We start from the raw sequence: 25949 nt of genomic DNA on the forward strand, positions 1-25949 counted from the left end.
TTGTACTGAGCCCCGATATCAATATACCCGTTATATATCAACCTCATTTAAAAAATAAGAAAAATCGCAAAAAAATTTATATAGGGGCCTGTAACGCAAACACCCCACACAAAAAAACAAAGCCCGTTATGCACTGGGCTTTGTTTTATCCGAAATGTGTATTCATAAGTTTTCATCATTTTGAAATATGAAGTTCAATTAAAAACAACCGTTTTGTTCTCATGAACCAGTATACGATCCTCTGTATGCCACTTTACGGCTCTTGCCAAAACAACCCGTTCAATCGTGCGGCCGATCCGTTTTAGCTCATTTACATCATCTCCGTGGCTTACCCGCTGTACGTCCTGCTCAATGATCGGACCGCCGTCCAATTCCTCGGTTACATAATGCGCAGTCGCACCAATAATTTTCACACCGCGATTATAAGCTTGGGCATACGGCTTGCCACCCACAAAAGCAGGTAGAAAGGAATGATGAATATTGATAATCCGGTTGCGATAATGCTCTATAAACTTGGGTGAAATAATCTGCATATACCGGGCCAAGATGATCACGTCAATCTCTTCGCCAATGACCTCTAGCTGACGGCGCTCTGCCTCTGGCTTGGTATCAGCTGTCACCGGTATGTGGTGATAAGGAATGCCAAAGGATTCCACATACTCCTTCATATCCGGATGATTACTAACCACCAATGAAATATCCGCGTCCAGATCGCCTGCTTGCCATTGCCACAGTAGCTCTACCAGACAGTGATCTTCTTTGGACACAAAAATAGCCAGTTTTTTCTTGCGGCTGACCGCAGAAATCGTCCACTCCATACGGAATTGCTCGGCAACAGCGACAAAGTCCTGCTCCAATTGCAGCAGAGCTGCACTCAAATTTGGCAGATCAAATTCAATCCGCATAAAAAACATACCGCCGGTCGGGTCCATTGTATACTGATCAGATTGAACGATATTCGCTCCATGCTCATACAAAAAGCGGGACACAGTCGCTACAATACCTGGTCCATCTGGACAAGATACAAGCATACGCGCACGGTTTTCATGTGTAGATGAAGTGCTATTTGGCTGATGTTTTACGTGAAGTTCCATGTGACTATTCATCCCCCTTATCTTATACCGTCACTGGCAAATGACTACCAGCAAACCAGGCAATTAATCGTTGATTAATGTGTTCTTCGCTCATCTCTGGAAAAAGCGCTGCTTCCGTTATCATGTCATACAGACGCTCCAGCGGCTCACGTGGATCTGCTTTTCTAGCTTTGGCATCATTTTTCAGCAGAGCCCAGGTATCCAGCACAAATTTTCGGACATCCACATCCTGTTTTTTGAAAAACGAATGCAGCTGCTCTACCTGACCCAAAAACTCATCTCCAAAGCGTTCTTTTACATTACCACGAAGCAAGGCGATCTCAACCTCATACATGGGTCGCTGAGTTTTAGCTTCTTTTCCTATCCACGGTGTCTCCAAAATAAATGGACGTCCTTGAAGTGCTTCATGGTGCACCACATTATGAATGGTCTGGTAGCCAATCCAGCCTGATCCAATCGGAGTATGGCGGTCTTTATGAGCACCAACTGGGTTTTTGCTGTCATTAATGTGAACAACTGCGATGCGATCCAAGCCGACAACACGGTCAAATTGCTCCAATACACCGTCCAGATCATTGACAATATCATAGCCCGCATCATGAATGTGACAGGTGTCCATACAAACCGTAAGACGTTCGTTACGCTCTACTTTATCTATAATAGAGGCAATTTCCTCAAAGCTGCGTCCCATTTCGGTGCCTTTGCCTGCCATCGTTTCAAGTGCAATGTTGACACCGGTCTCCTTCACACCGTTCAGTACCTCGTTCAAACCATCGGCAATACGCCCAATTCCGTACTCTGCATCTTTATCTGTAAAAGCTCCCGGATGCAGCACGATATTTCTCACACCAATCGCATGTGTACGCCGGATTTCCTCCTGAAGAAAGCTGACCGCAAGCTCATAGGTATTTTCTTTGTAAGAGCCGAGATTGATGATATACGGAGCATGCACCACGATATCTTCCATTCCCTTTTCCGCCATTAGCTGCTTGCCTTCCTCTAAATACATGGACTCCATCGGCTTACGGCGCGTGTTTTGGGGTGCCCCCGTGTATATCATAAACGAGCTGGACCCGTAAGAAGACGCTTCTTTTGTAGCGCTGAGCAGACCCTTGTCCGAGAAGGACACATGAGAACCAATTTTCAGCATAATTTTGATTCATCCCCTTATCCTGTTATGCTTGTCTTATTTTAATTTAATCATTTTAACGTGATTATTGAAATCAAACAACATAGCTTTTATGGCAGCTTTTTTTAGATGACTCCATGAAGGGAAACTACGAACAAATTACACATCAGAATAAATCAACCTCCTGTAGCGTATACAGGTACATTCAATATGAAGTTTTTGTAGCAAAAAAGGTTATATTTTATAACAGGAACATTTTTTTGAATGGGAAGGAGAATGGGCTGGATGAACATCATCGTATGCGGAGGAACTGGATTGGTGGGAAGTGCACTGGTCAAAAGTCTGCTAGATGACGGATATACCGTGAAAGTCATTACCCGCAAGCCGCTGGTAAGCCATGAAGAGAGCCCTCGCTTGCAATATATGAGCTGGAACGAATTAAAACAAAAGCCTGAATTACTGGAGGGCACGGATACGGTCGTTAATTTAGCAGGAGAGACGCTGAATCAGCGCTGGACGGACAAGTCTAAACAAAGAATTCTTCAATCACGACTGCAATCCGTTGCCCGGTTGGCTCAAGCGTTGAATGCTCTGCAAAAAAAACCAAAAGTCATCATACAGGCTTCGGCTATAGCCGCCTATGGCACATCCCTGACCGAAACATTTGACGAAAAAAGTCCGTGTCGTTCGAAAGACTTTCTGTCCCAGGTGGTTGAGCAATGGGAGGAAGCTGCCAATGCCTATCCTGCCGATGCCCGTTTAATTAAGTTACGCATCAGCCTTGTGCTAGACAGGAAAAAAGGAGCCTTCCCACTCATGAAGATGCCTTACGTCTTCGGATTTGGTGGTAAAATAGGCAGCGGCCATCAATGGATGAGCTGGATTCATATTGCGGATATCGTTCGTCTGATCTCGTATTGTATCCATACACCCGAGATTTCCGGGGCAGTGAACGCTTCATCACCACATCCCATAACGAACGACCAGTTTGGGAAAACAGTAGCTAAGGTATACCGCCGTCCGTACTGGTTTTCCGTTCCTAGCATTCTCGTTCAAAAGCTATTGGGTGAGATGAGCACGCTTGTATTAGACGGTCAAAAGGTAATACCGCGCAAAGCGCTGGAGCAAGGATTTAAGTTCAACTATCCTTCACTGCAAGAAGCGCTAGAGGAACTCCATTCTCCTCACAAACAGCGTTAAAATGAACTCTGTGGATGATAGATATACGAAGTAAAATCGTTAAGCCGCAACGTTTTAGGCCTATGAATGGTCCTCTATTTATAAAAAGAAGCCCAGAATACATTAGGCCTCTTCTTAACATATATTCATTTAATCTTTACTCAAGATGCATCGGAGGATTTAGAAGAGTCCAACCGATAAGTATAAGAGACTCCGGCGATTTTAAAAGTGTCTCCTTCCTTTATTGCATACTCCTTATAAGGTACCATAGGCTCTCCATTCAGCACAGTTCCGTTCGTTGAGGATAAATCCTTAACCATGTGGTTTTGTCTTTCTGTATCTATGCACAGCTCAACATGAGAACGGGAGACTCCATCCGTGTGCTCTACAAACTGGACCAACTGTGGATCTCTTCCGATGATAAAGCTGCCTCCAACAAATTGGTCTGGCTGCAACCGTATGCGCTCGGTCTCTCCACTCCCAGGCAACTTACGATCCAAGCAAGCAATTGGCGAGTGCTGATTAGGTGGACTCTGAATCTCTTGATCCGGACGGAGCAACACGGTTTCCTGCTTGGATATCGTATTGAGTAGTTCCGTTACCCCGGATAAGGACTTATAATAAGCCTCGCTGGTATCACTGTCGTCCAATTCGTTTACACATGCGATACCTTTCCTCGAAGGCTCGTGTAAATCATAATTCGCACTTACTTTCTCTCGATCCTCCGCCGCTTGGTTTCCCACGCCTTTAGATTCTGAGTTTGGAAGAGTCCAACGCCAGCTCTCCTGCCCTTGATCACTCGAATCGAAGGATGGCTTAGCTTGATGATGGCGGCCTGCTACAAACCCAGTCAACTTATCTACCTGATAACGGTCATTTTTCCGTTGTGTTGAAGGTGTAGTTCCTAACCATTCCGAATCCAATACAGGAACTGATTCACTATAAAAATGAGCTGAAGCTCGATTACGCTTTAATTTTCCCGTCCAGCTTATATAAGCAACAGCGACAAGTACCAAAGTCAGCACAATTGAAATAAGCAAGGGCACTGTCTCTGGATGATCCAAATAAATGTAGCGCCAAACGATGGCCGAGGCGAGCAGACATCCGAGAGCAATGTATGTTTTATACTTTTGCAATTTAGGCTCCGCATCTTCCATTTCTTTGTCGGCTCCTACCTCGACGTTCTCTTCAGGTTTTATAGACTGCTTGAGTTGATTGACCCGCTTAAGCTCCTGAATTTCCTGTAGAGTCTCCCGGTGCTCTTGCCTGTACATTCTTTCGCCACGATCTATATGGTTACCCTGTAGGGGATGAGAGGAATAAATAGATGATCTATCCTCATCCTGACCGCCTACGCTCTGTTCACCAGCCGCCATCCCTTGCAACAGTAATTCCTTTAACGCACCCACCTCAAATTCATTTCTATCGCATAGATCAAGTATGCACTGTATAAATTCTCCCTGAGAGTAAGCCACACGAGTCAGCAAACGAATAATCATCTGTTTAAAATAACTGCCTGTTTGTTCTGGATACTGTACATTGCACAAAGGAACATAGGTTAAACTGACGGTCTCCCTTGTACCCGAACCGCTTACAAAAATGTAATCTTCGTGCAACATAAACTGGCGAATATTTAACATATATTGCGGGCTACGATGAAGAGTATCTGCTACTTCAAAGAGAATTCGGTAGAAATCAGAAGTCGATACACTCCCACCTTTCCATACTTGGGAAAGCATACGTTTCCCCGAAATATCGTAATGTAACTCGATCTGAAAATCGACTTCTTTTATTCTAAGTTCCAGCAGACCGGGAATTCGATTACCAGTCAACATTCTGGTCTGTACAGAATTTAAATCATCGGTCTTGAGTTCGCCTTCCTTATTTAGAATCATAAAGGTCCCGCCATTCCGGGCAAAATCCCTGCTTAAACCAAACAATTCATGACCTCCTTAACCCTTTCTTATTTCCTGAGGTAGCATGATCTCCCTAAGCGGACACGTCATGACAAGAAGTAAAGATAAGCACTGACCGCCCCCGGAATGACTGCCGTCATAAAAGGAAACCTGAGATGCGCTTCTCTCCCACTGGTCAGCGCCTTGCCGCTACGAAACAGGAAAAATCCTCCTAAATTAAACGCCACACGTCGCAATCTCATGATGGTTTCCCTCCTCCATAGCAAAATCCCTACACCAATAATGCCTGCAAAAAAAATCGAATATAGAGCCGATTGCCACGCAAAAGCAGCACCTGTCCATGCTCCAATTAAGCCGAACAACTTTACATCTCCTGCACCAATAGCTCCCATCCAGTACAAAATCAGCATGAATCCAAAGCCTGTTCCAAGACCAGCAATAGCAAATAAAAAACCGTGCCAGCCTCCAAACAGAGTATTGAACAGCAAGCCTACTGCTATGCCAGGCATTGTAAGCTTATTAGGGATTTTCATGCTTCTTAAATCTGTGACTAGCGCAATCGTCAGCAGAATTCCGCACACAATATACATCCACGTCAATGTGATCTTTCCCCTTTATAAAATAGAAATTAGCAGGACTGCCAAACCATTTTCCATCAATCATAGTTATCTCTAAACGTCTATATTTCGACTATCCATCAGTTGTCTTCTGCACAGAAAACGGAACCTCGATACATTGGCCATCCTCCGTTTCAATCACAAAGCTCCATTGACCTGGTGTCGTGTTCGTTCCCACAAACCAATTCCATTCAATAATTCCATCTGCATCAGCCGAGGCCCAGCCCAAGTGCTGAGCCGTGCTTTCACCTGACTTATAAAGTACAGAAAGGGTCGCATTTGTCCCAGGTTCAACCTTGGCCTTGATCAAATTGTAAACTCCCTTCACAGCAGGTTCAGGCTTGACGAGCAACTGTATGGAATTCTTCGCATCCTTATCCCCTGTCTCATCACCTGTACCTGCTCCCTCTCCTGTATCGCCGATCCAAAGACGTTCCTCGGCTGCCGCTTGGAGCACAATGTTGCGATACAGAAAGGGGACCTTCATCGGTAGTTCATACGATAGCTCTACTCTAAAATAAGGGTCCTTAGTTTCTGTAAGAGAGGGTATATGCACGCTCGTTATATGGACACGTTCATACTCCAGAATGCTTGTCTCCATAAAAGGCTTTAGCATCGGTTTCAGCACAGGATCAAGTGCAGCCTCCGTCAAGCGTCCCTTTAGCTCCTCCAGTGGCTTTTTGCCGCCTTGAACAGCACTTTCTACCCAATCATCGATTGGAGGTGGCAGTTGGGCAGCGAACTGGCTTGCATATTCACTCACGGATAACTTAGGCAGTTCATCCAGCGGTTGGCGGGCTGCATCTATTTGCGCGGACATCGCCTCCACAGCTAGAGACACCGGGTAGATTTTAGCCGAAACCTGCTTAACCGCTTCTGAAGCAGTAGTCTGCAAGGCTGTGGATACCAGCGTCATTTGGACCATATAAATGAGAAAAATAATAAAGAACAAAAACAATGGCAGCACCAGTGACGCTTCTAAAACAATACTTCCTTGTTCACGCTGTTTCTGTCCACCGACCTGCCGTAGATACTGATTAATAGGAAAAATGCCCTGTTTTCGTGACATAGTACACACTTCCCTTAATACTCTCGCCTTCATGGGAGGCGGTTCCGAGCATCTTCATTACTCCCGGTAGAAACCACAGCCTCATCCCATTCTTGACTTCACCTTTTACATACGTACGCCGCTCAGCTGGATTGACATCTGTATTCAGGCGAATCAGAGCAAGCATACGGGACATTTTCCGCTCATTATTGCTATTGAGCATCAGGAACAATCGCAAATGATCCTTGTACGTCATTCGAAATTTCAGAAAGTCAGACAAAGGCACATCCCCTTTTTGTGCCAGCATGATCATGTCTTCAATCGCCTTCTCTACTCCATATAACAGGGCTGCCGCCAATACGACCAACGGATTACCTTTTGAGCTATTTTTAACTAGTCCCTCCATCGTTCTAATGGCAAGCCTCATAGCAAAAATCTCCCCATAGGCAGATGCCAGATTACCCGTCGGATTATGAAATCCATACAAGATGTACTCAACTTCCTGATTATTCAACTCCAGTTGATCCCCCAAAATCTGTGCGGCATTACCTACCTTTCCACCTGATCGAGCCAAACTTCCAAATCGGCTGAAATCCACATGATGAAAGTAGGAAAGCGCATATTCGTTCTGGTAAAACTCGTCTCCCAGCTGAGTCAGTAAGTTGGATGCCGCCTCGTATAAACCATCCATACTATCCATTGACGACCCCGCTGCATCATAGGTGTCATAGGACAAATCAGCAGATATAGATGGACTGGTTGTGGACTGATTAAACGAAATACTTTCATTGTAATACTGTTCCACCTCTCGGAATTGCTCAGCGCTTTGTTTACCTTTAGAAAGAACCTCAATGATCCGATAGGCTTGCTTGAGCTTGTTTTTCGCCTCTTTTTCCATTTTCTTGCGTTCTTTGTCCGGACCGCGTCTCGTGTCCATCGTTCTGGCTTCGCCGTCGAGTACATTTGCGGGTCCAGTCCAGGCATACGCATTTAAGTATTTATCTATCTCCTTAAGCGTTGAGGCGACTTCTTGCTTGAGCATGTCTGCATTCAAAAATGGATCTGTATAAAAGGACAAGGCGCGTATCATGCTCGTTATTCTATTGTTAGCAGCATTTATAGCTGTCCGTTGCTTTTCGATTTCTGCTGCCCATTGCTCAAACTCATTATCAGGAATCAACAAATCTTCTGCCTTTTGCCGGGCACTTCCTACAGCCGGATCGGCATTGTAGCCTCCTCCACTTGGAGTGGGGGCTGCGGAAATCTCGTCATAGCCAGCATTGGCCGCCCTCTGCTTATATTGGGCAATGACTTTGCGCATCTCCTCATTAATCTGTCGGGCTTCACTCAACGGATCCTTGGCTTCCACAAGCAGCTTATCATGCTCTTCTCCAGCCTTAACCACAACCTGTCGCAGGCGATCGAGTGCTGTTCTTGCCCTTCTTGCATACTTCTCCATTTGCATGATTTTAACGTCGTCCACACTCATCTTGTTATCCTCATATACATGCACGTAATGCTTATACTGAGCAGCAATATCGGCTACAACCTCAAGTGGATCCCATATATACTGATTAGGCATATATGCACCCCTCTGTTTAATAATCCGCTTGCGAACCTCTTCCATATAAGCTCCTGCCTTACGCTGTTTCTCCAGCATGTCATCCAGTTTGGCCTCTCGTCTGTCGTAAAGCTTTTGCAGCCGTTTCAGCAAATCTACCGTGTGTGAAGCTTCCTTCATATTTTGAGATAGCGGCTTTAACTTTTCGAGCACTTCAAACGTAAAATCGACAGGTGCCTTATACTTCATCTCTTCACGGATCTGCTCGTTGAATATGGCATATTTACCAAGCTCCCTTTCCATTTGCAGGGAGCTGGAATCCAGCTTCATATTCATAAGCGGCAGCGTTTCCGCGCGCGCTGTACGCCGCGCACTGTCATTCAGCACTTTGACCATAATTTGTTCTCCGCCGCCTTCACCATAAGCAAACAAGCCGTACTCCTGTTGCAATGCCGGATCATAAGCAGACATCACTGACCGTACCGCCGCATGGGCCAGCCGTTCGGTCTGCACATGCAGTGCAGCAATTCTCGCATAATCAATAAATACAGCAATAAAGCCGAACATGACCGCCAAAATCAGAATGAGGAAGACCGTGACAGCACCTGATTCCCCATCCTTTATATTTCGTCCCTTACCAAACACCCGCTTCCTCCTTTCCAGTTACATTCCCGCTACCTACTCTTTAACGACCGTTTTGCCCATATTGCATCAATACTTTGCCTGCAACTGACGGATCTACCTTTTCACCTGAGCCTCTGCCCATAAACTTTGCACCATAATAACGGACCATCTCAACCGTACGAATCCATTCCACAGGCTCCACCACACCCGAGCTCATTTTTCCTTGTAAATCTGTCTGATCTAAAAACTGACTCAGCAAAGGAACCTTCACCATCTTATTGAGCTCTGTGGTCACCTTACGGCGAATCATACTGTTCTCATATGTCATCTGCCCCTGCATGCCCATAGGCATTTTATTTGCTGCATTGGACAGCTTCTGAGTAGGTATCCCCCCTCCTCCAGTGCTGCCTGGCACCTGTACACGTTCCTGATTATCGGCTCCGGCCCAGCCAAACAGAGCGCCTAACATGATGTCATCCTTCAAACGCCAATAGAGAGAATCCCGTTGTCCTTGCGCAAAAGCTCCTGTACGCGGGTCCTTAAAGCTGTTATCCCAGCTGTAAGCAGCTCTTTCAGAAGCAGTAGAAGCAACCTGCACCAATATAGATTTTTGATATATATACAGGCAAAAAAACAACATTACAAAAATAACCAGCAGCAGAATGGGGAAGACGAGGGAGGCTTCCAAGGAGAAGCTCCCCTCCTCTTTTTGTACCAATTTGCGCAGCATTATGAATCCATAAAGTCGTTACTTTTTTTATCTGCCTTTTTCAACAGCCCTTCTACAATTTTCTTGATCTGATCCTTAAAAATAATTGCTACTGCAATCAGAATCGCAATGATCAGGATCATTTCTAATGTCCCCAAACCATCCTCATCCTTGTACAATTTACGAATACTACCTGCTACTAATATCGTCATCATTTTATCCTCCTACATGTTCATCATCATTAAAGCCGGAGCACCCACCAACACAATAACCGTAAACAGGATTAGCGCCATCGGGAAAACCAATTTTGAAGAAGCCTGTTCCCCTCTTATGCGGCTAATCGAAGTCCGCTTGCTCCATAATGTCTGAGATAACTCACGTAAAGCCATTACAAAATCGCTCCCACCGCGTCTCATATTCAATAAAACTGTCGTTGTAAATATCGTTACTTCCTGAATACCACACCGTTTGCTCAGATGTTCAAATGCCTGTTGAAAGGAATAGCCGCTTTCCCATTCCCCCACTGTCTGCCGCAATTCCCGATACAATGGATGTACCGTATCCTCCCCTTTTCGTTCCACACAATGCAGCAAAGCCCGCTGTACCGTCTCCCCCGCACCAACTAAAAGCAGCATTTTACTCAACAGTTCAGGCAATTCCATTAAAATCTGCTGATCCCGCCTCTGTACTTTCCCATACAGATCCTTGACCAACGCAACTGGCACCAGAACACCGAGCCCCAAACCAAGCACCAGTCCAGTTGCTTCCCCGCCCATCATAAGCGATATTAAAACTCCACCAGCAGCCACCATATATCCGTAACCCAACATTTCGGCCAGAAAAAGCATCGTCTTCTCTCCACTGTTGCGCATACCATACAGTTTCTGTATCGAGCGCTGAAGCTTGAACATCAGCAAAGGCAGCCTTTGAGTGGCACGTGAAACATGAAGCATGTGAACAAATGGCACCGAAAGTTTTTGCAGCCGCAGGCCTTCCAGTTTCATATGGCGAAAATGTGCATACTTAGCAGCGTACATTTGGTTCAGCACCACCCAACCTCCCACTTGCAGAACCAGCATGACCAGACAAACCAACATCAACACACCCATCACTCCTTACACTTCAATCTTCATAATGTGGTTGATCCACACGAGACAACCACCAAGCACCAGTAGACAAAAGGTTGATAAAATCATACCTGTACCGCTGTATAAGGGCATCATGTAGTCTCCTGCTGTCACTGTCATAAACAAAACAAACAAAAAGGGAGCTGCAAACATAACCCTAGATTCAAACCGTTTCTGTGCAATCATTACACCGATCTCCTGCTGAATGTCCAGCTTCTCACCAATGACACTTGAAGCCCGTCGTACGACTTCTACCAGATCCCCTCCAGTTCGTTTACAAGCCGTAAATACGTCTGCAAAATTCGTAATATCCTCCATCTGAGCCCGACGAGCCAAATCCTGCAAGGCAACCTCTACAGGCTGTCCGATTTCGAGGCAGGCTGTAATAATGCTAAACTCAAAGATCAAATCGTGGTCTCCATCTGGACTAAGCAGCCTTAAATCCTCTACAGCTTCACGAAACCCATTCTCCACTGACTTGCCCGCTGAAAGAGAAGATGAAAGCGAGTATAGAGCCTGCTTGAATTGAATGCTTAAAGCAGACCTACGTCGTTGCAGCAAAAACCTCCCAAAATAACGAGGGGTCACCACGGCGCCTGCAGCACACAGCAACGATAATATCCATTGGTGATAAAATAGATATCCGATCAGCGCGAATAGCATTCCACTAAAGAGAATGCATGAACTTTTTTGTACATTTGATAAGGTATATACTGTATAATCAGGCAGAGAAGGGACCTCATGTGACATTTGCTTGGCAGTTGCCTTTCTTGTTCTCATACCGATACTCCTTCCCTGAGCCAGCTTTCCGGCTTGATCCCGGCCATTTGCAACTTCAAAGTATGTTGCAGCCCTCCGCCACAACGTTCTAGTCCCCCTATAATTTTTCCTTTACTTTCTCCGCTCTCCCGAAAGCGATAAAGAGGATTCAGCGTCACCTCGCCATTTTCAAAGCCAATCACTTCGCTAATTTCCAGTACTCTTCTGGACTTGTCGCGTAGGCGTGATAGATGAACAAATATATCAATGGCCGAGCTGATCTGCTGCCGTACTACTCCAAGCGGTAGCTCTGCCCCACCAAGCACCATCGTTTCCAGCCGACTGACCATATCGCGGATATTATTCGCATGACCGGTTGACAACGATCCATCGTGTCCTGTGTTCATTGCTTGCAGCATATCCAACGCTTCACTCCCTCTGACCTCACCCACCACAATGCGGTTGGGCCGCATACGCAGGGAGGAACGAATCAGATCACGAATCGTGATTTCTCCCTTCCCTTCGGTGTTTGCATTCCGTGTTTCCATGGATACCAGGTTCGGAGCAGTCACAATTTGTAGCTCTGCCGAATCTTCAATTGTAATAATTCGCTCAGACGAAGGGATGAACTGGGATAATGCATTCAGAAAGGTTGTTTTACCAGAGCCCGTTCCGCCGCTTATAAAAATGTTATACTTGCTACGTACCAAGTCCTTGAGCATAGCGGCTGCTTCTGCATCCAGTGCACCCATCCGTATCAAGTCATCCATCGTCATGGGCCGCTCGGGAAACTTCCGTATAGTCATCGTCGGTCCCTTGAGAGCAACCGGCGGCAGTACAATATTTACGCGTGATCCATCCTTTAACCGGGCATCCACAATGGGGGAAGCCTCATTTACAATTCGGTTCACCCCAGCTACAATCGTCTGGATCAAATCCTCCAGTCGCTCGCGGGATTCGAATTGCTCGGGCACCTGAATCACCTCACCTGCCCGCTCCACAAAAATTTCCCGATGACTGTTGATCATAATTTCCGTAACGGTCGGGTCGTCAATTAATGGCTGGAGCACATCCAGCCCACGGAAAGAGTTGAACATTTTGCGGACAAGTGCGTGCTTCTCTCGGGAAGTTAAGCTCGCCAACTCTGCATCGTTTAGAATTCGCTTTTCGATATGACGTACCAGATCTGTATCCTTGACTGAGGAGGTTACGTCCAGCCCGTTACGGATATCCGCGCGCAATGCCTTAAATTGTCCCTCATTCATATTCATCATCCCCTTAAGACCAAGCAACCGTCGGTTGTGCTGCGCTTTCCATATCCAGCAGCTCGCGGCACAAATGGCGGATTTCCCGCTGATAAATCGGCGAACTAAGCAGCTGTTCAGGATGCTGCATTTGCTTCCATGAAGGGATATAGGGTAACACTCCGTTTAGCTCTATAAAGTCACGAGGTAACGAGTTGATCATAGTTCCCATGTAGCGATTCACCACAAAGCTGGTTTTGCATATCATGGCTTTAAGCCCTTCAGGCTGCGTGGTTGCTAAAACATCCAGCCATAATCCGCACTTGTGCATGCTCATTAAATCGTCAGCCAGCAACCAGATCAGCTTATGACTGGCCTCAAATACAGCTTGAGCCCGCTCACCATGCTCAGAATCACCATCTACGATTACCACATCATACTGCCCGCTTTCAGCAATCGTCCGAATCAGCTCTTTTGCTTCATCACAAGTCATGTCCATCAGTTCCTTGCGATTATAGACAGGTTGAAAAGTATCTGCCTGAATTTCAGGACGATGCACACAATAGGAAGCCATAGATAATGAAGCGCCCTCCTTCTCCTCCGATTTGAGGTCATACAGCAGCCTAGACAGTCCTTCTTCTTGTGCTCCGCTTGAACCGTCTGAACCAGTGAACAACGCGCTTGAATCCATCGTCTCCAGATTCAAATAGAATACCGAATATCCCTCATTGCCCAGTTGCTTGGACATATTAAGCGCGGCCGTTGTTCTACCCAATCCACCAGAAGCTGCTACCATGCCGATAATCATTCCACCTTCCTGACTGTTTACGCTTTTCCGACTATTCGATCTCTGTTTCGCCGTTTCCAAAATAGAACTGACCAGCTCAGATAAAGGCTGATATTTTAATAAAAGCTGTCCATATTCGCTCACTTGTTCCCCCTCATGTAAAACCAAACAAGGAATATCTGCATTTTCCCGAGTTGTCCATAAATTCAGAAAAGCTGCTTCACCTACTACCACATCAGGCCTTTTCATTCCACTTGTTTCTATCATGTATTGGTGAAATGCCTCTGGCTGCGAAAATGCCGTTATTCTCAGCCTTCTGGCGTATTCACTTCCATGTACATAATTCAGCAGTGGTTCAATATAATCCCGATCTTCTACGGCCAATACCACTTTTACCGGAACCATAACGCTCATCCCCTTTCCCAACACAACAACGCAAAAAAGCACCATTCATCCATCCGTAAGTACATACGGTTGGTGAACGGTGCTTCCGTCACATAAATTCTATTTACTGGTAGGATAGCATAGCACCTATTTTAGAGCAAGTATTTTTTGTACAAATATTTTCCTGAAATCCTGGTATTAGAAGAAGGCGGGCAGTCTAGCCCCGCCTCCTACGATCTTCAACTTAGTAGAATTTGTGGTGACGACGATGACATTCATGATGACGATGGTGACAGTGATGATGGTGATGGTGACGACGTTTCCGGAAATGACATTTCTTTTCAAAGTCTTCATGTTTAAATCTTGGCTTGAACTTAATGACAGTCACCTTAATGATTTTCTTAGTAACACGTCTTCTTGGCTTTGGAAAATGACAAAAATGTTTACGATGTTTAAACATTCAATCTCGCCTCCATTTCTTTGAGATAGAATATACTATGGAAGCAGTGAATAACCGGTAACCAGCATATAACTATTTATGAATCAATTAGGCTTTATTAATAATCTGTTTCCAACTTGATGTCCGGATCATAATCCGCCACGATGAGAACATCCATATGACGTGCTTGACGGAGAATCCTCGGCACAACCGCAGTCTTCCCCCAACAGCTGCTTCGGGAAGACTGCCCCACGATAAGCTGCGTACCCGAATATCCTTCCACTGGAGCAATCAAAATGTCGGCAATCTCGCGCCGACTGGAAGCAAGCCGAATTTCAAAGCTTCCCCCCAGTCGGTGGGTCAGCAGCTTTAGTTGTTCCAGACGAGGGTTCAGCTTTTCCGGTACACGTTCACCAACGTGAACATAAGTTACAATCCACACAGCCTTCAGACGAAAAGCAATGCGAAAACCGCGGCGAATCAGCCTTTCAGCATTGTCGGTTAACGTTACGCCTACAAAGATCACTTCCTCCCTGCGCCACGGCCCCCGAAGTGATTCGTGTCGATCCCAGGATTCCAGCCGCTCATCTACATCATCTGCCAGCTCCCGCAAAGCAAGTTCACGCAGCGCAATCAGATTCCCCAGCTTAAAAAAGTGGCTAAGTGCCTGCTCCACCTTCGCAGGATCGTAAATCTTGCCCTCACGCATACGCTGCTGCAACGATTTGGGAGCCACATCAACAAGCTGTACTTCATCGGCCAGACGCATCATATGATCAGGGACAGTCTCTCTCACCCGAATGCCAGTAATTTGTTCTACTGCGTCATTCAAGCTCTCCAAATGCTGCACATTCATTGTGGATATAACAGAAATACCATGTTCCAAGATGACCAGTACATCCTCATAACGCTTAGATTTCAGACTTCCCGGAACGTTGGTATGTGCCAGCTCGTCTATTAGCACTACCTCAGGATTACGCCTGAGAATAGCTTCAGTGTCCATCTCTTCCAAATATGCACCATGACGCTCAATAGACTGACGGGGAATCATCTCCAAAGCGCCTACCTGGGCCAGCGTTTCTGCTCTTCCGTGCGTTTCCAGCAATCCGATGACCACATCAATCCCGTTTTCCAGCAGATCATTCCCCTCTCTCAGCATGGTGTATGTTTTGCCGACCCCAGGAGCAGCACCAATGTACACCTTGAGCTTGCCGCGCAGGATTTTGGCTTCCTCAGCCTGTACTTCCTCAACGCTCAAACGATGATACGAGTCAGTATCTCCTTCTTCCTGTCTCATCGTTGGCAAAATCCGTTCGCCCTCCTGCTCGGCTCGGTCCGCAATCAGCAGCAAATCCATATTCTTCATTCGTTTTAAAATTCCATTCACCAATGATCCTTTAACCAGCTCCTGCCACGGAGTCTGCCGAGAGTGCCCCATAACAATTCGGGTCACATTGTGAGTCACCGCATAATGGATAAGTTGACGTGGCAGCCTTCTGCGGGAAAGGAGTGGGATTTCTTCAAAGGTCGATCCGATTTTGTCAGCCAGCTGTTCTATGGAACGCTTGAAGGCTGCTGATTCCTTGGACAGCTTGCGCTTCGAGCTGACAAAAGAAACCACCAGCATATCTCCACCCAAACGCTTAGCCACCTGTTCCCCTCGTCGCACATAAATAGACCCATTCCAATGATACTGGACAGGCACCAGAATACGCTCCGCTGCTCCTGACGCTCCGTGCAAGCCTAACTCCTCCCGGTGTCGTTCGAGCGAATCGTTCACATCCTCCGCCACTAGCCGCAAAGCGAGCTCACGCAATTTGCCCAGATTTCCCCGGTGAAACATCTCAGGATTGGACGTATGCATGTAACCTTTCGCCAGCCGCTCCAAAATCATTTCTGGAGTGGCATCAATTAGACGAATTTCATCCGCCAGCTCCAATGTATCCACAGGGACTGTATATTCCGCTTCGAAACCTGTTAGCTGGTATACCCACTCTGTGATTCCTTCGAGTTCATAAACATTGACCGTTGTAATGACGCTAATGCCCAGCTCCAGCAAATACCGAATATCCTCCAGCCTTGTTGGAAATGGGGCATCTTTACGATTATGATGTGCCAAATGGTCCACCAACACTACCTCAGGATTTCGTGCCACCAAAGCTTCTACATTCAGATCCTTTTGTTCCTCGCCATCCTTCATCCAGTGGATACTGGGCACTCGCTCTAGCGAGCCGACCTGTTCCACGGTCTCACGCCGCTGCAGGGTCGATACCGCACAAATCACAACATCAATCCCCTCATGTTGCAGCGATTGTCCCTCCTGCAGCATATGATATGTTTTGCCTGAGCCACTGACCGCACCAATGTATATTTTGAGTCTGCCCCGATGCAGTTTGTTAATGGAATCCAGTATTTCCTCTGGTGATTTACGTTTGAAGCTCTCCAATTTCGTCTCCTCCCCGAAGCGTAACAGCTCGTTCCGACCCTTCTGTGTGGTTGTAAAGAATGTACTCCCGTGTCCCGGGTAATTCAAGATGACCCAGCGAGCTTGCCTCAAAAAAAGCCGCACAGCTTAGCATAAGCGTAAAAAAGCGTGCATTCAGGCTCTTAATGCCCGTTTGCACGCTATTTTGAGTAATTCATATAGGATCACTTCCCACGAGATTCACTTGCTATCTTCACCAACGATTCCCCATTGTTGAAATTACTTTCGCCATACCACACCGTGAGAAGTGGAAAAGAGAAAAGCCAAAAGCAGCAACACACCCGATACACACAGCATACATGCCGCAATAGAAGCATCTAGTACACTTGCGGCATAAAAGCCTATGATCGAGCTAATGGCGCCAACTCCCACACTGTATGCAATCATAAGAGACAGCTTCTCTGTCAGTAAATAAGCGGTAAGAGGCGGTACAACGAGCATGCCAACCACTAGAATTGCACCCACGCTCTCAAATGACGCTACCGTAGTTAGCGATACGAGACTCATCAGCAGATAATGAAAAAATACAACCGGAATGCCCAAAGAAGCTGCCAAGGCGGGATCAAAGGAGGTGATTTTAAATTGCTTGAAAAAGCCCCCTACCACAAGCAGATTGATCAAAAACATCGTGCCCGTAATCCACACAGCCCTCGGACCCGCGCCAAAGCCAGCAATCTCTAACGTATTCCACGGAACATAAGCAATTTCTCCATATAAAACGTGGTCCATATCCAGATGGGCATTGGAAGCAAACACACTGATCAGTAATACACCAATAGCAAACAATGTTGTAAATACCACACCAATCGCAGCATCACTTTGCAGACCACTTTGTTGGAATAGCTGAATCAGATACACCGTTAGCAGCCCCAGCACAGCCGCACCAAACATCATCCACATCGAATCCCTTGATCCGCTGATAATAAAAGCAATGACAATACCAGGTAGTACCGCATGGCTGATCGCATCACCGATCATAGCCATTTTCCGAAGCACGAGAAAGCAGCCAACAATACTACATCCCCCTGCCACTAACATTCCCGTCAGAATTACATAAAATGAACTCATAGGGCATGCTCCTCCCGTGGCCGTGTTCCGACTCCCTGCTTTAGACCTTTTCTGGCGTGCATCCGAACGACAGCCTTGGAAATCATCCCACGCTGCGGCGCAAAGATCAGACTTACACCAAACACCACAGTCGCACACAACACGCATAACGGTCCTGTAGGCAGGTTTTGTTCCAGAGAGCTAATAACGGTCCCACCTAGACCCGCTATGGCACCAAACAAGCCTGATAGGCACACCATAACACCCAGCTTCTCTGTCCAGTATCTGGCCGACACGGCCGGGGTAATTAGCAGGGCAGCCATCATAATGACGCCCACGGCCTGAATGCCAGCAACTACCGCAATAACGATCAACAGCATCAACAACTTATCCAGTAAACCTGCCGGAAAACCAAGTCCACGGGCAAAGCCGGGATCAAAGCTAAGCAGCTTAAATTCCTTGAAAAATAAAAAACATATTCCGATGAGCATCGCCGAAATTACCGCCATCGTATAGATATCAGACGATACCATTGCCGCAGCCTGGCCAAATAAAAATTTATCCAACCCACTTTGGTTACCTGCGCCACGATGCTGAATTTCGGTCAACAACATCATGCCGAAGCCAAAAAATACGGATAGCACCGCCGCAATCGCCGAATCGCTTTTAATTCGCGAATACCGGGTTAACGCACTGATAGCAAAGGTAGCAACAATCCCTGCAATGGCTGCTCCAATCATAAATCCAAACACGGATTTGGTACCTGTGATCATAAAAGCCACACATACCCCCGGCAAAGCTGCATGGGCCAAAGCATCTCCCATAAGCGATTGCTTACGCAAATACATAAAACTGCCAATCACCCCGCTGCTTAAACCGAGTAAAATGCAGCCTAACAAAATCCATTGCATGTTCGGGTCTGTCAAAAGCGCTGCCAAGCTTGTCATACTGCTCACCTCACTCCGAGTATCGTGCCGGATTCCGAACCTGTTTTGAGTATACTCAGACGTCCGCCATAAGTACGTTGCAGATGTTCCTCGGTAAAAATATCGGCTGTCGCCCCAATCGCCATCAGATGCCCGTTCAACAGCATAACCTGGTCAAAATATTCCGTGACCGTGGATAGATCATGATGAACGACGAGCACGGTTTTCCCCTGCTGTTTCAGATCATTAAGCAATGAAATAATAGCTTTTTCTGTGGCAGCGTCCACACCGACAAACGGTTCATCCATAAAATAAAGCTGAGCATCCTGCGCAAGTGCTCTCGCCAAAAAGACACGTTGTTGCTGGCCGCCTGACAATTGACTAATCTGCCTGTCTGCAAATGGGCTCATTCCAACCTTGTCTAAACTCTCCAGCGCAGCCTGGCGTTCTGCTGCTCCCGGACGCTTAAACCAGCCCAGTCTGCCGTACCGTCCCATCATAACCACATCCAGAGCGTTTGTTGGAAAATCCCAATCCACCGACTCCCGCTGTGGTACATATCCAACCTTAAGCAGCTGTTGCTTATAGGGTTTGCCGTAGACCAGCACCTCGCCCTTCAGTCTTGGAATCAGTCCAAGCACGGCCTTGATCAATGTAGATTTACCAGCCCCGTTGGGGCCGATAATACCAATCAGCTTGCCTTCTGGCACCTCAAAGGAGACATCGAACAATACGGGCTTTTTTTGATAGGCTACCGATAAATCACGAACAATAAGTGGTGAATGTCCCATGTGTCCACGCCTCCTTATTTAAGAGCTCTGACGATCGTATTCACGTTATGCTTGACCATTCCAATATATGTTCCATCTTCCGTACCCTCTTCACCCATCGCATCCGAGTACAACTCGCCGCCAACCTTTATGGTATGACCTTGCTGAGCTGCGCCCTGAATAACCGCATCTATGGCCTTTCTCGGAACACTCGATTCTACAAATATGGCTTTAATTTCATGCTCCACCAGATAATCTCTCAGCTTGGTCACATCTTGTGAGCCCGCCTCTGACTCTGTACTCATGCCTTGAAGTCCTCTTACTTGAATCTGGTAAGCGTCTCCGAAATACCCAAAGGCATCATGTGCCGTGACAAGAATCCGCTGAGCCTTCGGTATGCTGGCAATCTGCTCTCTCGTGTAATCATCCAGCTCTCGTAGCTCAGCGAGATAAGCCTCGGCATTGGCCTTATAATCCTTTGCATGAGCAGCATCAAGTTCTGACAATACATCTCTGACAGTTTCTACCGCAGACATCCAGTTTTGTACATTAAACCAGATATGTGGATCATACTCAGCCCCCATTTTCGGGCTAGCTGCACGCAATTGATTCTGGGCAATGTTTTTAGACACGGGTATAACAGGTTTTTGCTTGCTGATTTTCTCCAGAATGTCCTGCATTTTTCCTTCCAGATGCAACCCGTTATAAAAAATGACGTCGGCTTCGTCCAGCTTATGCATATCTCCTTGGGACGCCTTGTACAAATGCGGGTCAACGCCTGACTTCATAATTCCCGTGACCTCCACATAAGCGCCGCCGACCTTCCCGACAATATCAGAGATCATACCGATGGTAGCCGTAGCCTTTATTTTTTGTCCCGCCTCTCTCGCTGCTCCCTGCTCTGTCTTCTTGGGATCGGTACATGCAGTCGCTAGAACCAGAGCTAGAGACAACACGCCAACCGTCGCCACCCACTGCGGCAAAGCCTTTTTAAACTGCTTGTTCATGTTTTAAAATCCTCCTTTTAATATTTATTTTTGGGACATACTATTTCCTTAAGACAATTATTTTTCATTGTATCTATACTTTAGAGTATATACCAAAGTTTTTACCTTAGGAAACATTTTTAAGATATAAATCTTATCTTCTCTTTTATATCGTTCGATTTTGGCTCTTCGAATGTGTAATATATAGAAGATGTCAGTCGTTAAACCAAAGAAATCATTCAAAGAAGGTGTAGGTCATGAACCCAGCAGGATATGGTCCTTATTGGAACAAATGTCGGCACATCCAGTTACGAAAAATACTGCTCATTTTTATGCTGGTGTGCTGTCTGCTTTCCCTAACCTCCTGTGCTCGGGGTGACATCCATGTAGATGTTCATCTCGATCAAAGTGTAGATATGGATGCAACATTCAGTGTAAACAACCAGACACTGGTGATGTTGGACAATCCCGGCCTGCTCGACCGATTAGTTCAACGTATACAAAGCAACAATGTAAATGTAAAGCCGCTAACGGAACAGGGGCGGAAGGGATATCAAATAAAGGGGCATTATCAAGGGGATTGGAGCACAAACCAAAAAAATCCCGATCAGGGTTTACATCTGCCTGAGGGATTAGAAATAAAACGCGCTGTGAGCCAGCATTTTTTCACAACAAATATGGATCTTACGCTTAAGCTTGATCTGCCTCGGATGCTTCCTAAAGAAGCCCGTGGCCTGAGTGATAAATTAGAACAAATGAATGTGTTCGCACGCAAATTACTAGAGCGACAATTGGACCTTAACTTCAGTCTCTCCCTACCTATCCAGCCTGCTTCCAGCAATGCGGACCGGGTGTCGGATGACGGAAAAACACTCTATTGGGACATTGCTCCATTAGAGCCTAACGAGCTAAAATTGTCGGTCAACGTACCCAATGTACGACATATTGTGTATGTATCGGTTACGGGGCTCATACTGATCGCGGTAGCCGTGATACTACTGATTCATAATTACCGTCGCAAAAATAAACATAAAAAGGGCAACTAAAAAAATCGTTTCCTAATTTCTGGTGGGGGGATCTGGCATTGATCCTCTTCATCCTTGCCAAACCAACGATATCGGTTACGCGCTACCCAGTTATAGACAGCGTCGCGCACAAAGCGGGGAACCAAGATGAGCACGTAGGCTAGCGGATACGGAAAACGAAGGCGCTTGGCAATTCGCAAAGCTGCGGTTGATTTTGTATAATACGTACCGTCTTCAATCAGTACGAACGTATCCAGCCGATCTGTTGACAGTCCACCTGCATGTAAAAATTCTTGTCCCACCTCGGATTGCAGGGAAGCAAAATGAAATATTCCCTCAGGATCACGTTTGATAATGAAGCGGGTTGCTCCCTGACAAAAGTGGCATCCCCCATCCACCAAGACGATCGAATGTCCGGTATGCACATGATCAGACTGGTTCATCAACGTATTTCACCTCCACAGAGAAATCAACGGCATGAAAATGCAACGATACGATTATAAACAAAAAACGCCGAAAGTATCCGACGCTTGTTTAGGAATGTATAATCCTTACCCTGTTCGAAAAACTAGCTCAATGCTTTCTCAAACAGCTGTTTTGCATTAATTTGCTCTAAAAACTCATCATGGAACTGATCCATACACTTGCAGATAAAATCCTTATGGCATACCGGGCAAGGTGTCGTTAGCAGTCGACTAATATTCGTCAAAGTCCACTCCGGATTACGTTGAGAAAAAACGCGGCACTCCGTTCCATCGGCCAAACTCATTTTAAACTCATAAAGCCCTTCCTTTTCGTTGCTGCCAGCCAGCGTGAAATTAACAATATTCGGTCTGTAAGACATCATATCACCCGTATTTTTCAAATTTGTTTCGTACCTGATGACCAGAATCACCTATGACATCTTAATGAATTTTGGCGATGATGTCAAATGGTCGCAAATCTCAGCAGCCCAAGATCTAGGTGCAAAAGCCGCCGATCAATCGGCGGCCGCATGTAGAACTTTTAAAAATGCGGTCAAATGACGTTGAGTTCAACATCAATGTTACCGCGAGTTGCTTTGGAGTACGGACAAAAATCATGTGCTTGGCGCGCCAAATCTTCGGCCTGGGAACGCTCGATTCCTGGCATTTTCACATCCAGACGCACTGCTAGCTGGAAGCCGCCGTCGCTAGGGTCCTTGCCGATCGATACGTGGCTGGTGACCTCTACATTGTCCACCTTTACCTTGGCCTTCCGGGCCACATTCGCCAACGCGCTCTCATAGCATGCGCCGTAGCCTGCCGCAAACAGCTGCTCCGGATTCGTAGCGTCTCCACCTGCGCCACCCAACTCCTTCGGCGTGCTCAGCTTATGCTTCAAGACCCCGTCGGAAGAAGCAACTGAACCGTCTCTCCCACCATGTACTGTTGCTGATGCTGTGTATAACGCCTCCATGATTTCATCTCTCCTTCTCACTTTTTTTTGCATTCCACAGGAATTCTCGTCATGTTAATACATGATTTCCCTCTCGTATGTACTTTAAACAAGCCAAGCAAAATGAATCATTTTAAAACTCCCCCTTGAGAGCAATATAGCTTGTTTTTTCATTGTTTACTTTTATTAAAACGGCCAACTGCTTCAAAAATACGACGAATTTGCTTGGCCACACAAAAGTTGCACTAGACAAAAACTATTGTGGGTGTACAATAGGGATAACACATTCACTATGTCACTAATACTATATTTCAATATGAACAAAGAAGGTGAAGCGTATGAAAAATTCAAAGGGCAACTTCGCGGAAATCGCTTCACTGTCGGAAGTGAATCGTTCTTTAAGCGTCCCGAAGGACGGCACCTGGTTTCGGAAATTTCTCGCCTTTGCCGGACCCGGCTATATGGTCGCTGTCGGCTATATGGACCCTGGCAACTGGGCCACAGACATCGCTGGTGGATCGAAATTCGGCTACACACTGCTTAGTGTCATTCTGATCTCCAATCTGATGGCTATCCTGCTGCAAGCCCTAGCCGGCAAGCTCGGCATTGCCACAGGTAAAGATTTGGCTCAAATGTGCCGTGACGCCTACAGTCGCCCTGTAGCGATTGGCTTATGGTTTTTATGCGAAATTGCCATTGCAGCCATGGATTTGGCTGAGGTCATCGGTTCAGCCATTGCGCTGAAGCTGCTGTTCGGTCTACCGTTACTATATGGGGTCATCATTACCGCATTTGATGTTATGCTCATTTTGCTGCTGCAAAACAAAGGCTTTCGGGCATTGGAAACCCTCGTCATTGTATTAATGGCTACGATTGCCGGCTGTTTTGGCATTAACCTCATTTTGGCACAGCCGGAATGGAGCGGCGTATTGGAGGGCTTTGTACCGGACTCGCAAATTTTGACGAATCCAAGCATGCTGTACATTGCGATCGGTATTATGGGCGCTACCGTAATGCCGCATAACCTGTATCTGCATTCTTCTATTGTACAAACTCGCAAATATGAGCAGACATCGGCAGGTAAACGGGAAGCTATTACATTTGCGACCTGGGATTCCAGTATAGCGCTGATGTTCGCTCTATTCATTAATGCAGCCATCTTGATCGTAGCAGCTGCCGTATTCCATACAGCAGGAAAAACAGATGTAGCAGAGATTAGTGATGCCTATTATCTGCTTTCGCCCTTACTCGGAACCACACTTGCAAGCATACTGTTTGGGGTGGCGTTACTCGCCTCAGGTCAAAACTCGACCGTAACAGGCACTTTAGCCGGACAAATCGTGATGGAGGGCTTCCTGAACCTTCGTCTCTCACCTTGGTTGCGTCGTTTGGTGACCCGCCTTATCGCGATTGTTCCAGCGGTCATCGTCACAGCGATTGCAGGTGAAAAAGGTGCCGAAGAGCTGCTTGTGCTGAGTCAGGTTATTTTATCCATCCAGCTCCCTTTTGCCATCATTCCATTATTGCTCTTTACCAGTGACAAAAAGATTATGGGTGAATTTGCGAATAAAATGTGGCAAAAGGCACTAACCTGGATCGTGACCGGGATCATCATTATCTTAAATGTGGTACTCATCATCCAAACAATTTCAGGCTGACAGAATGTTTGCAAGTAACCAGTAAAATAAAAGGTATTCCAGGAGGCAAAATAGCCATGGAATACCTCTTTTTTCATGCTCCCCGTACCCATCACAAATGGAATACTCCCCAATTGTAGAATGCTCGTGAGCACAACACGTGTAATGGTTCTTGGGATGAAGCCAAATATCCATCAAATAATGATACTTCCTTTGCAGCGACCCACCCCAGAATATCCCAATCCGTAGAAAAAAGGTATCCCTCCAAACTTATCGCTAGGGGATACCTTTTTCATCCATCTATGGCTTAACTGGAGTAACTTTCATTAGCTCTTCAAGCGCGAGATTCAACTTGAGCACGTTCACACGCGGCTCGCCGAACACCCCGGCGCTGCGGCCTTCTGTCTGCTCCTGCACCAGTGCCTTCAGCCGGTCCTGCTCAATCCCCGTCAAGCTGCTAATACGCGGAATTTGAGCCTGTGCCGCCTGTGGCGAGATGTGCGGGTCCAGCCCGGAGCCAGAGTTCGTGATCAGGTCCAATGGGACCTGGCTGATGGGTACATCCGGGTTATGCTTCTGCCAATCCGCAATAGAATCCTTGATCCGCTGCACCAATGCCGGATTGGACGGCGCATAGTTACTTGAGCCTGAACCTGCCCCATTATAATCAATACTTGATACCCGACCTTGGAAAAACGCCGGATTGGTAAAAGACTGTCCAATCAGCTCAGAACCGATCACCCGCCCCTCCGCATCACGAAGCATACTGCCATTTGCTTGCTGCGGAAACAGGATCTGCGCTACCCCTGTGCTGACTAGCGGATATGCCAATCCGCACAACAGGATCATTAGCACAGAGGTTCGCAAAGCCACTCCAATAACCGTACTTCCTCGCATCTCTTGTCTCTCCGGTTGATTTTCCGATACTGCCTTCGTTCCTGTACGTATGTTATGACCTTGTCCGCCAGATCCTACTTTTTCATGTGCGGCAAATCTGCGTCCAGACAACATCCGATAAAAACCACTCATGTCGCTCACCC

At 46.5% G+C, this 25949-nt stretch carries 26 protein-coding genes; 3 read left to right on the forward strand and 23 right to left on the reverse strand.

Annotated elements, in window-relative coordinates; genetic code table 11:
• Positions 1–194 precede the first annotated feature (194 nt).
• Together purU and ACQQ6X_RS10275 are read right to left on the reverse strand one after the other, a co-directional pair.
• Entirely contained in the window at positions 195–1094 is a 900-nt protein-coding gene (gene purU, locus ACQQ6X_RS10270) for a formyltetrahydrofolate deformylase (protein ID WP_305165240.1), read from the reverse strand.
• Between the two features lie 22 nt (positions 1095–1116).
• Positions 1117–2244 (reverse strand): deoxyribonuclease IV, encoded by a 1128-nt coding sequence (locus tag ACQQ6X_RS10275; protein ID WP_305165241.1) that lies wholly within the window; start codon positions 2242–2244, stop codon positions 1117–1119.
• A 264-nt stretch (positions 2245–2508) separates the two neighbouring features.
• Between ACQQ6X_RS10275 and ACQQ6X_RS10280 the strand changes: the two genes are divergently transcribed.
• Positions 2509–3423 (forward strand): TIGR01777 family oxidoreductase, encoded by a 915-nt coding sequence (locus ACQQ6X_RS10280; protein WP_305165242.1) that lies wholly within the window; start codon positions 2509–2511, stop codon positions 3421–3423.
• Between the two features lie 140 nt (positions 3424–3563).
• Here ACQQ6X_RS10280 and ACQQ6X_RS10285 read toward each other — a convergent pair whose 3' ends face one another.
• The 17 genes from ACQQ6X_RS10285 to ACQQ6X_RS10365 all read right to left on the reverse strand — a co-directional run bounded on the left by ACQQ6X_RS10285 (position 3564) and on the right by ACQQ6X_RS10365 (position 20852).
• A complete protein-coding gene (locus ACQQ6X_RS10285) occupies positions 3564–5342 on the reverse strand; it encodes a DUF6382 domain-containing protein (RefSeq protein WP_305165243.1) in 1779 nt (592 codons plus the stop codon).
• A 62-nt stretch (positions 5343–5404) separates the two neighbouring features.
• The gene (locus tag ACQQ6X_RS10290; RefSeq protein WP_305165244.1) at positions 5405–5917 is read right to left on the reverse strand and encodes an A24 family peptidase; all 513 of its coding nucleotides are present in this window, start codon (positions 5915–5917) and stop codon (positions 5405–5407) included.
• A gap of 91 nt (positions 5918–6008) precedes the next feature.
• A complete protein-coding gene (locus tag ACQQ6X_RS10295; protein WP_305165245.1) occupies positions 6009–7004 on the reverse strand; it encodes a TadE/TadG family type IV pilus assembly protein in 996 nt (331 codons plus the stop codon).
• Positions 6973–9189, reverse strand: a complete 2217-nt coding sequence (locus ACQQ6X_RS10300) for a hypothetical protein (protein ID WP_305165246.1) — start codon at positions 9187–9189, stop codon at positions 6973–6975. Before ACQQ6X_RS10300 ends, ACQQ6X_RS10295 begins: the two co-directional genes overlap by 32 nt.
• Positions 9190–9229: 40 nt before the next feature.
• On the reverse strand, positions 9230–9898 hold the full coding sequence (locus tag ACQQ6X_RS10305) for a TadE family protein (RefSeq protein ID WP_305165247.1): 669 nt from the start codon (positions 9896–9898) through the stop codon (positions 9230–9232).
• Positions 9898–10092 carry a Flp1 family type IVb pilin gene (locus ACQQ6X_RS10310; RefSeq protein ID WP_305165248.1) on the reverse strand — a complete coding sequence of 65 codons (195 nt, stop codon included), beginning with the start codon at positions 10090–10092 and terminating at the stop codon, positions 9898–9900. The genes ACQQ6X_RS10305 and ACQQ6X_RS10310 overlap by 1 nt, the downstream gene beginning before the upstream one ends.
• 9 nt (positions 10093–10101) lie before the next feature.
• Complete coding sequence (locus tag ACQQ6X_RS10315; protein WP_305165249.1) at positions 10102–10986, reverse strand: type II secretion system F family protein; 885 nt, start codon at positions 10984–10986, stop codon at positions 10102–10104.
• A gap of 6 nt (positions 10987–10992) precedes the next feature.
• A complete protein-coding gene (locus ACQQ6X_RS10320) occupies positions 10993–11784 on the reverse strand; it encodes a type II secretion system F family protein (protein ID WP_305165250.1) in 792 nt (263 codons plus the stop codon).
• A complete protein-coding gene (locus tag ACQQ6X_RS10325; protein WP_305165251.1) occupies positions 11781–13028 on the reverse strand; it encodes a CpaF family protein in 1248 nt (415 codons plus the stop codon). Before ACQQ6X_RS10325 ends, ACQQ6X_RS10320 begins: the two co-directional genes overlap by 4 nt.
• 13 nt (positions 13029–13041) lie before the next feature.
• Complete coding sequence (locus ACQQ6X_RS10330) at positions 13042–14199, reverse strand: ParA family protein (protein WP_305165252.1); 1158 nt, start codon at positions 14197–14199, stop codon at positions 13042–13044.
• Between the two features lie 177 nt (positions 14200–14376).
• On the reverse strand, positions 14377–14532 hold the full coding sequence (locus ACQQ6X_RS10335; protein WP_326402025.1) for a hypothetical protein: 156 nt from the start codon (positions 14530–14532) through the stop codon (positions 14377–14379).
• Positions 14533–14735: 203 nt separating this feature from the next.
• Positions 14736–17063 (reverse strand): histidine kinase, encoded by a 2328-nt coding sequence (locus tag ACQQ6X_RS10340; protein WP_305165253.1) that lies wholly within the window; start codon positions 17061–17063, stop codon positions 14736–14738.
• Positions 17044–17241, reverse strand: coding sequence for a hypothetical protein (locus ACQQ6X_RS10345; RefSeq protein WP_326402022.1), 198 nt, complete (start codon positions 17239–17241; stop codon positions 17044–17046). The genes ACQQ6X_RS10340 and ACQQ6X_RS10345 overlap by 20 nt, the downstream gene beginning before the upstream one ends.
• 80 nt (positions 17242–17321) lie before the next feature.
• Positions 17322–18170, reverse strand: a complete 849-nt coding sequence (locus tag ACQQ6X_RS10350; RefSeq protein WP_305165254.1) for a metal ABC transporter permease — start codon at positions 18168–18170, stop codon at positions 17322–17324.
• Complete coding sequence (locus tag ACQQ6X_RS10355) at positions 18167–19096, reverse strand: metal ABC transporter permease (protein ID WP_305165255.1); 930 nt, start codon at positions 19094–19096, stop codon at positions 18167–18169. The genes ACQQ6X_RS10350 and ACQQ6X_RS10355 overlap by 4 nt, the downstream gene beginning before the upstream one ends.
• A gap of 5 nt (positions 19097–19101) precedes the next feature.
• A complete protein-coding gene (locus ACQQ6X_RS10360; protein WP_305165256.1) occupies positions 19102–19866 on the reverse strand; it encodes a metal ABC transporter ATP-binding protein in 765 nt (254 codons plus the stop codon).
• Between the two features lie 14 nt (positions 19867–19880).
• A complete protein-coding gene (locus tag ACQQ6X_RS10365; RefSeq protein WP_305165257.1) occupies positions 19881–20852 on the reverse strand; it encodes a metal ABC transporter solute-binding protein, Zn/Mn family in 972 nt (323 codons plus the stop codon).
• Positions 20853–21088: 236 nt separating this feature from the next.
• On the opposite strand from ACQQ6X_RS10365, the gene ACQQ6X_RS10370 reads away from it, so the two are divergent.
• The gene (locus ACQQ6X_RS10370) at positions 21089–21877 is read left to right on the forward strand and encodes a DUF3153 domain-containing protein (RefSeq protein ID WP_305165258.1); all 789 of its coding nucleotides are present in this window, start codon (positions 21089–21091) and stop codon (positions 21875–21877) included.
• Here the strand turns inward: ACQQ6X_RS10370 and ACQQ6X_RS10375 are convergent.
• The 3 genes from ACQQ6X_RS10375 to ACQQ6X_RS10385 form a co-directional block, all read right to left on the reverse strand.
• Complete coding sequence (locus tag ACQQ6X_RS10375; protein ID WP_305165637.1) at positions 21874–22299, reverse strand: thiol-disulfide oxidoreductase DCC family protein; 426 nt, start codon at positions 22297–22299, stop codon at positions 21874–21876. The genes ACQQ6X_RS10370 and ACQQ6X_RS10375 overlap by 4 nt on opposite strands.
• A gap of 125 nt (positions 22300–22424) precedes the next feature.
• On the reverse strand, positions 22425–22751 hold the full coding sequence (locus tag ACQQ6X_RS10380; protein WP_013369949.1) for a hypothetical protein: 327 nt from the start codon (positions 22749–22751) through the stop codon (positions 22425–22427).
• A 122-nt stretch (positions 22752–22873) separates the two neighbouring features.
• Positions 22874–23293: an organic hydroperoxide resistance protein gene (locus tag ACQQ6X_RS10385; RefSeq protein ID WP_064795397.1), complete on the reverse strand. Its 420-nt coding sequence runs from the start codon at positions 23291–23293 to the stop codon at positions 22874–22876.
• A gap of 317 nt (positions 23294–23610) precedes the next feature.
• On the opposite strand from ACQQ6X_RS10385, the gene ACQQ6X_RS10390 reads away from it, so the two are divergent.
• Positions 23611–24930, forward strand: coding sequence for an Nramp family divalent metal transporter (locus tag ACQQ6X_RS10390; RefSeq protein ID WP_305165259.1), 1320 nt, complete (start codon positions 23611–23613; stop codon positions 24928–24930).
• 279 nt (positions 24931–25209) lie between these two features.
• On the opposite strand, the gene kdpC is transcribed toward ACQQ6X_RS10390, so the two are convergent.
• Positions 25210–25938, reverse strand: coding sequence for a potassium-transporting ATPase subunit KdpC (gene kdpC / locus ACQQ6X_RS10395; RefSeq protein ID WP_305165260.1), 729 nt, complete (start codon positions 25936–25938; stop codon positions 25210–25212).
• Between the last annotated feature and the right edge of the window lie 11 nt (positions 25939–25949).

Source organism: Paenibacillus ottowii (assembly GCF_050516475.1).
Taxonomy (GTDB): domain Bacteria; phylum Bacillota; class Bacilli; order Paenibacillales; family Paenibacillaceae; genus Paenibacillus; species Paenibacillus ottowii.

What these genes read in the sequence shown, in the direction of transcription:
- ACQQ6X_RS10280 (WP_305165242.1), top strand. Translation starts at nt 2,509, where the DNA reads ATGAACATCATCGTATGCGGAGGAACTGGATTGGTGGGAAGTGCACTG.
- ACQQ6X_RS10350 (WP_305165254.1), bottom strand. Translation starts at nt 18,170, where the DNA reads ATGAGTTCATTTTATGTAATTCTGACGGGAATGTTAGTGGCAGGGGGA.
- ACQQ6X_RS10365 (WP_305165257.1), bottom strand. Translation starts at nt 20,852, where the DNA reads ATGAACAAGCAGTTTAAAAAGGCTTTGCCGCAGTGGGTGGCGACGGTT.
- ACQQ6X_RS10355 (WP_305165255.1), bottom strand. Translation starts at nt 19,096, where the DNA reads ATGACAAGCTTGGCAGCGCTTTTGACAGACCCGAACATGCAATGGATT.
- ACQQ6X_RS10315 (WP_305165249.1), bottom strand. Translation starts at nt 10,986, where the DNA reads ATGGGTGTGTTGATGTTGGTTTGTCTGGTCATGCTGGTTCTGCAAGTG.
- ACQQ6X_RS10360 (WP_305165256.1), bottom strand. Translation starts at nt 19,866, where the DNA reads ATGGGACATTCACCACTTATTGTTCGTGATTTATCGGTAGCCTATCAA.
- ACQQ6X_RS10275 (WP_305165241.1), bottom strand. Translation starts at nt 2,244, where the DNA reads ATGCTGAAAATTGGTTCTCATGTGTCCTTCTCGGACAAGGGTCTGCTC.
- ACQQ6X_RS10330 (WP_305165252.1), bottom strand. Translation starts at nt 14,199, where the DNA reads ATGGTTCCGGTAAAAGTGGTATTGGCCGTAGAAGATCGGGATTATATT.
- ACQQ6X_RS10335 (WP_326402025.1), bottom strand. Translation starts at nt 14,532, where the DNA reads ATGAAGACTTTGAAAAGAAATGTCATTTCCGGAAACGTCGTCACCATC.
- ACQQ6X_RS10370 (WP_305165258.1), top strand. Translation starts at nt 21,089, where the DNA reads ATGAACCCAGCAGGATATGGTCCTTATTGGAACAAATGTCGGCACATC.
- ACQQ6X_RS10310 (WP_305165248.1), bottom strand. Translation starts at nt 10,092, where the DNA reads ATGATGACGATATTAGTAGCAGGTAGTATTCGTAAATTGTACAAGGAT.
- ACQQ6X_RS10390 (WP_305165259.1), top strand. Translation starts at nt 23,611, where the DNA reads ATGAAAAATTCAAAGGGCAACTTCGCGGAAATCGCTTCACTGTCGGAA.
- ACQQ6X_RS10320 (WP_305165250.1), bottom strand. Translation starts at nt 11,784, where the DNA reads ATGAGAACAAGAAAGGCAACTGCCAAGCAAATGTCACATGAGGTCCCT.
- purU (WP_305165240.1), bottom strand. Translation starts at nt 1,094, where the DNA reads ATGGAACTTCACGTAAAACATCAGCCAAATAGCACTTCATCTACACAT.
- ACQQ6X_RS10295 (WP_305165245.1), bottom strand. Translation starts at nt 7,004, where the DNA reads ATGTCACGAAAACAGGGCATTTTTCCTATTAATCAGTATCTACGGCAG.
- ACQQ6X_RS10385 (WP_064795397.1), bottom strand. Translation starts at nt 23,293, where the DNA reads ATGGAGGCGTTATACACAGCATCAGCAACAGTACATGGTGGGAGAGAC.
- ACQQ6X_RS10305 (WP_305165247.1), bottom strand. Translation starts at nt 9,898, where the DNA reads ATGCTGCGCAAATTGGTACAAAAAGAGGAGGGGAGCTTCTCCTTGGAA.
- ACQQ6X_RS10375 (WP_305165637.1), bottom strand. Translation starts at nt 22,299, where the DNA reads ATGAACCAGTCTGATCATGTGCATACCGGACATTCGATCGTCTTGGTG.
- ACQQ6X_RS10325 (WP_305165251.1), bottom strand. Translation starts at nt 13,028, where the DNA reads ATGAATGAGGGACAATTTAAGGCATTGCGCGCGGATATCCGTAACGGG.
- kdpC (WP_305165260.1), bottom strand. Translation starts at nt 25,938, where the DNA reads ATGAGTGGTTTTTATCGGATGTTGTCTGGACGCAGATTTGCCGCACAT.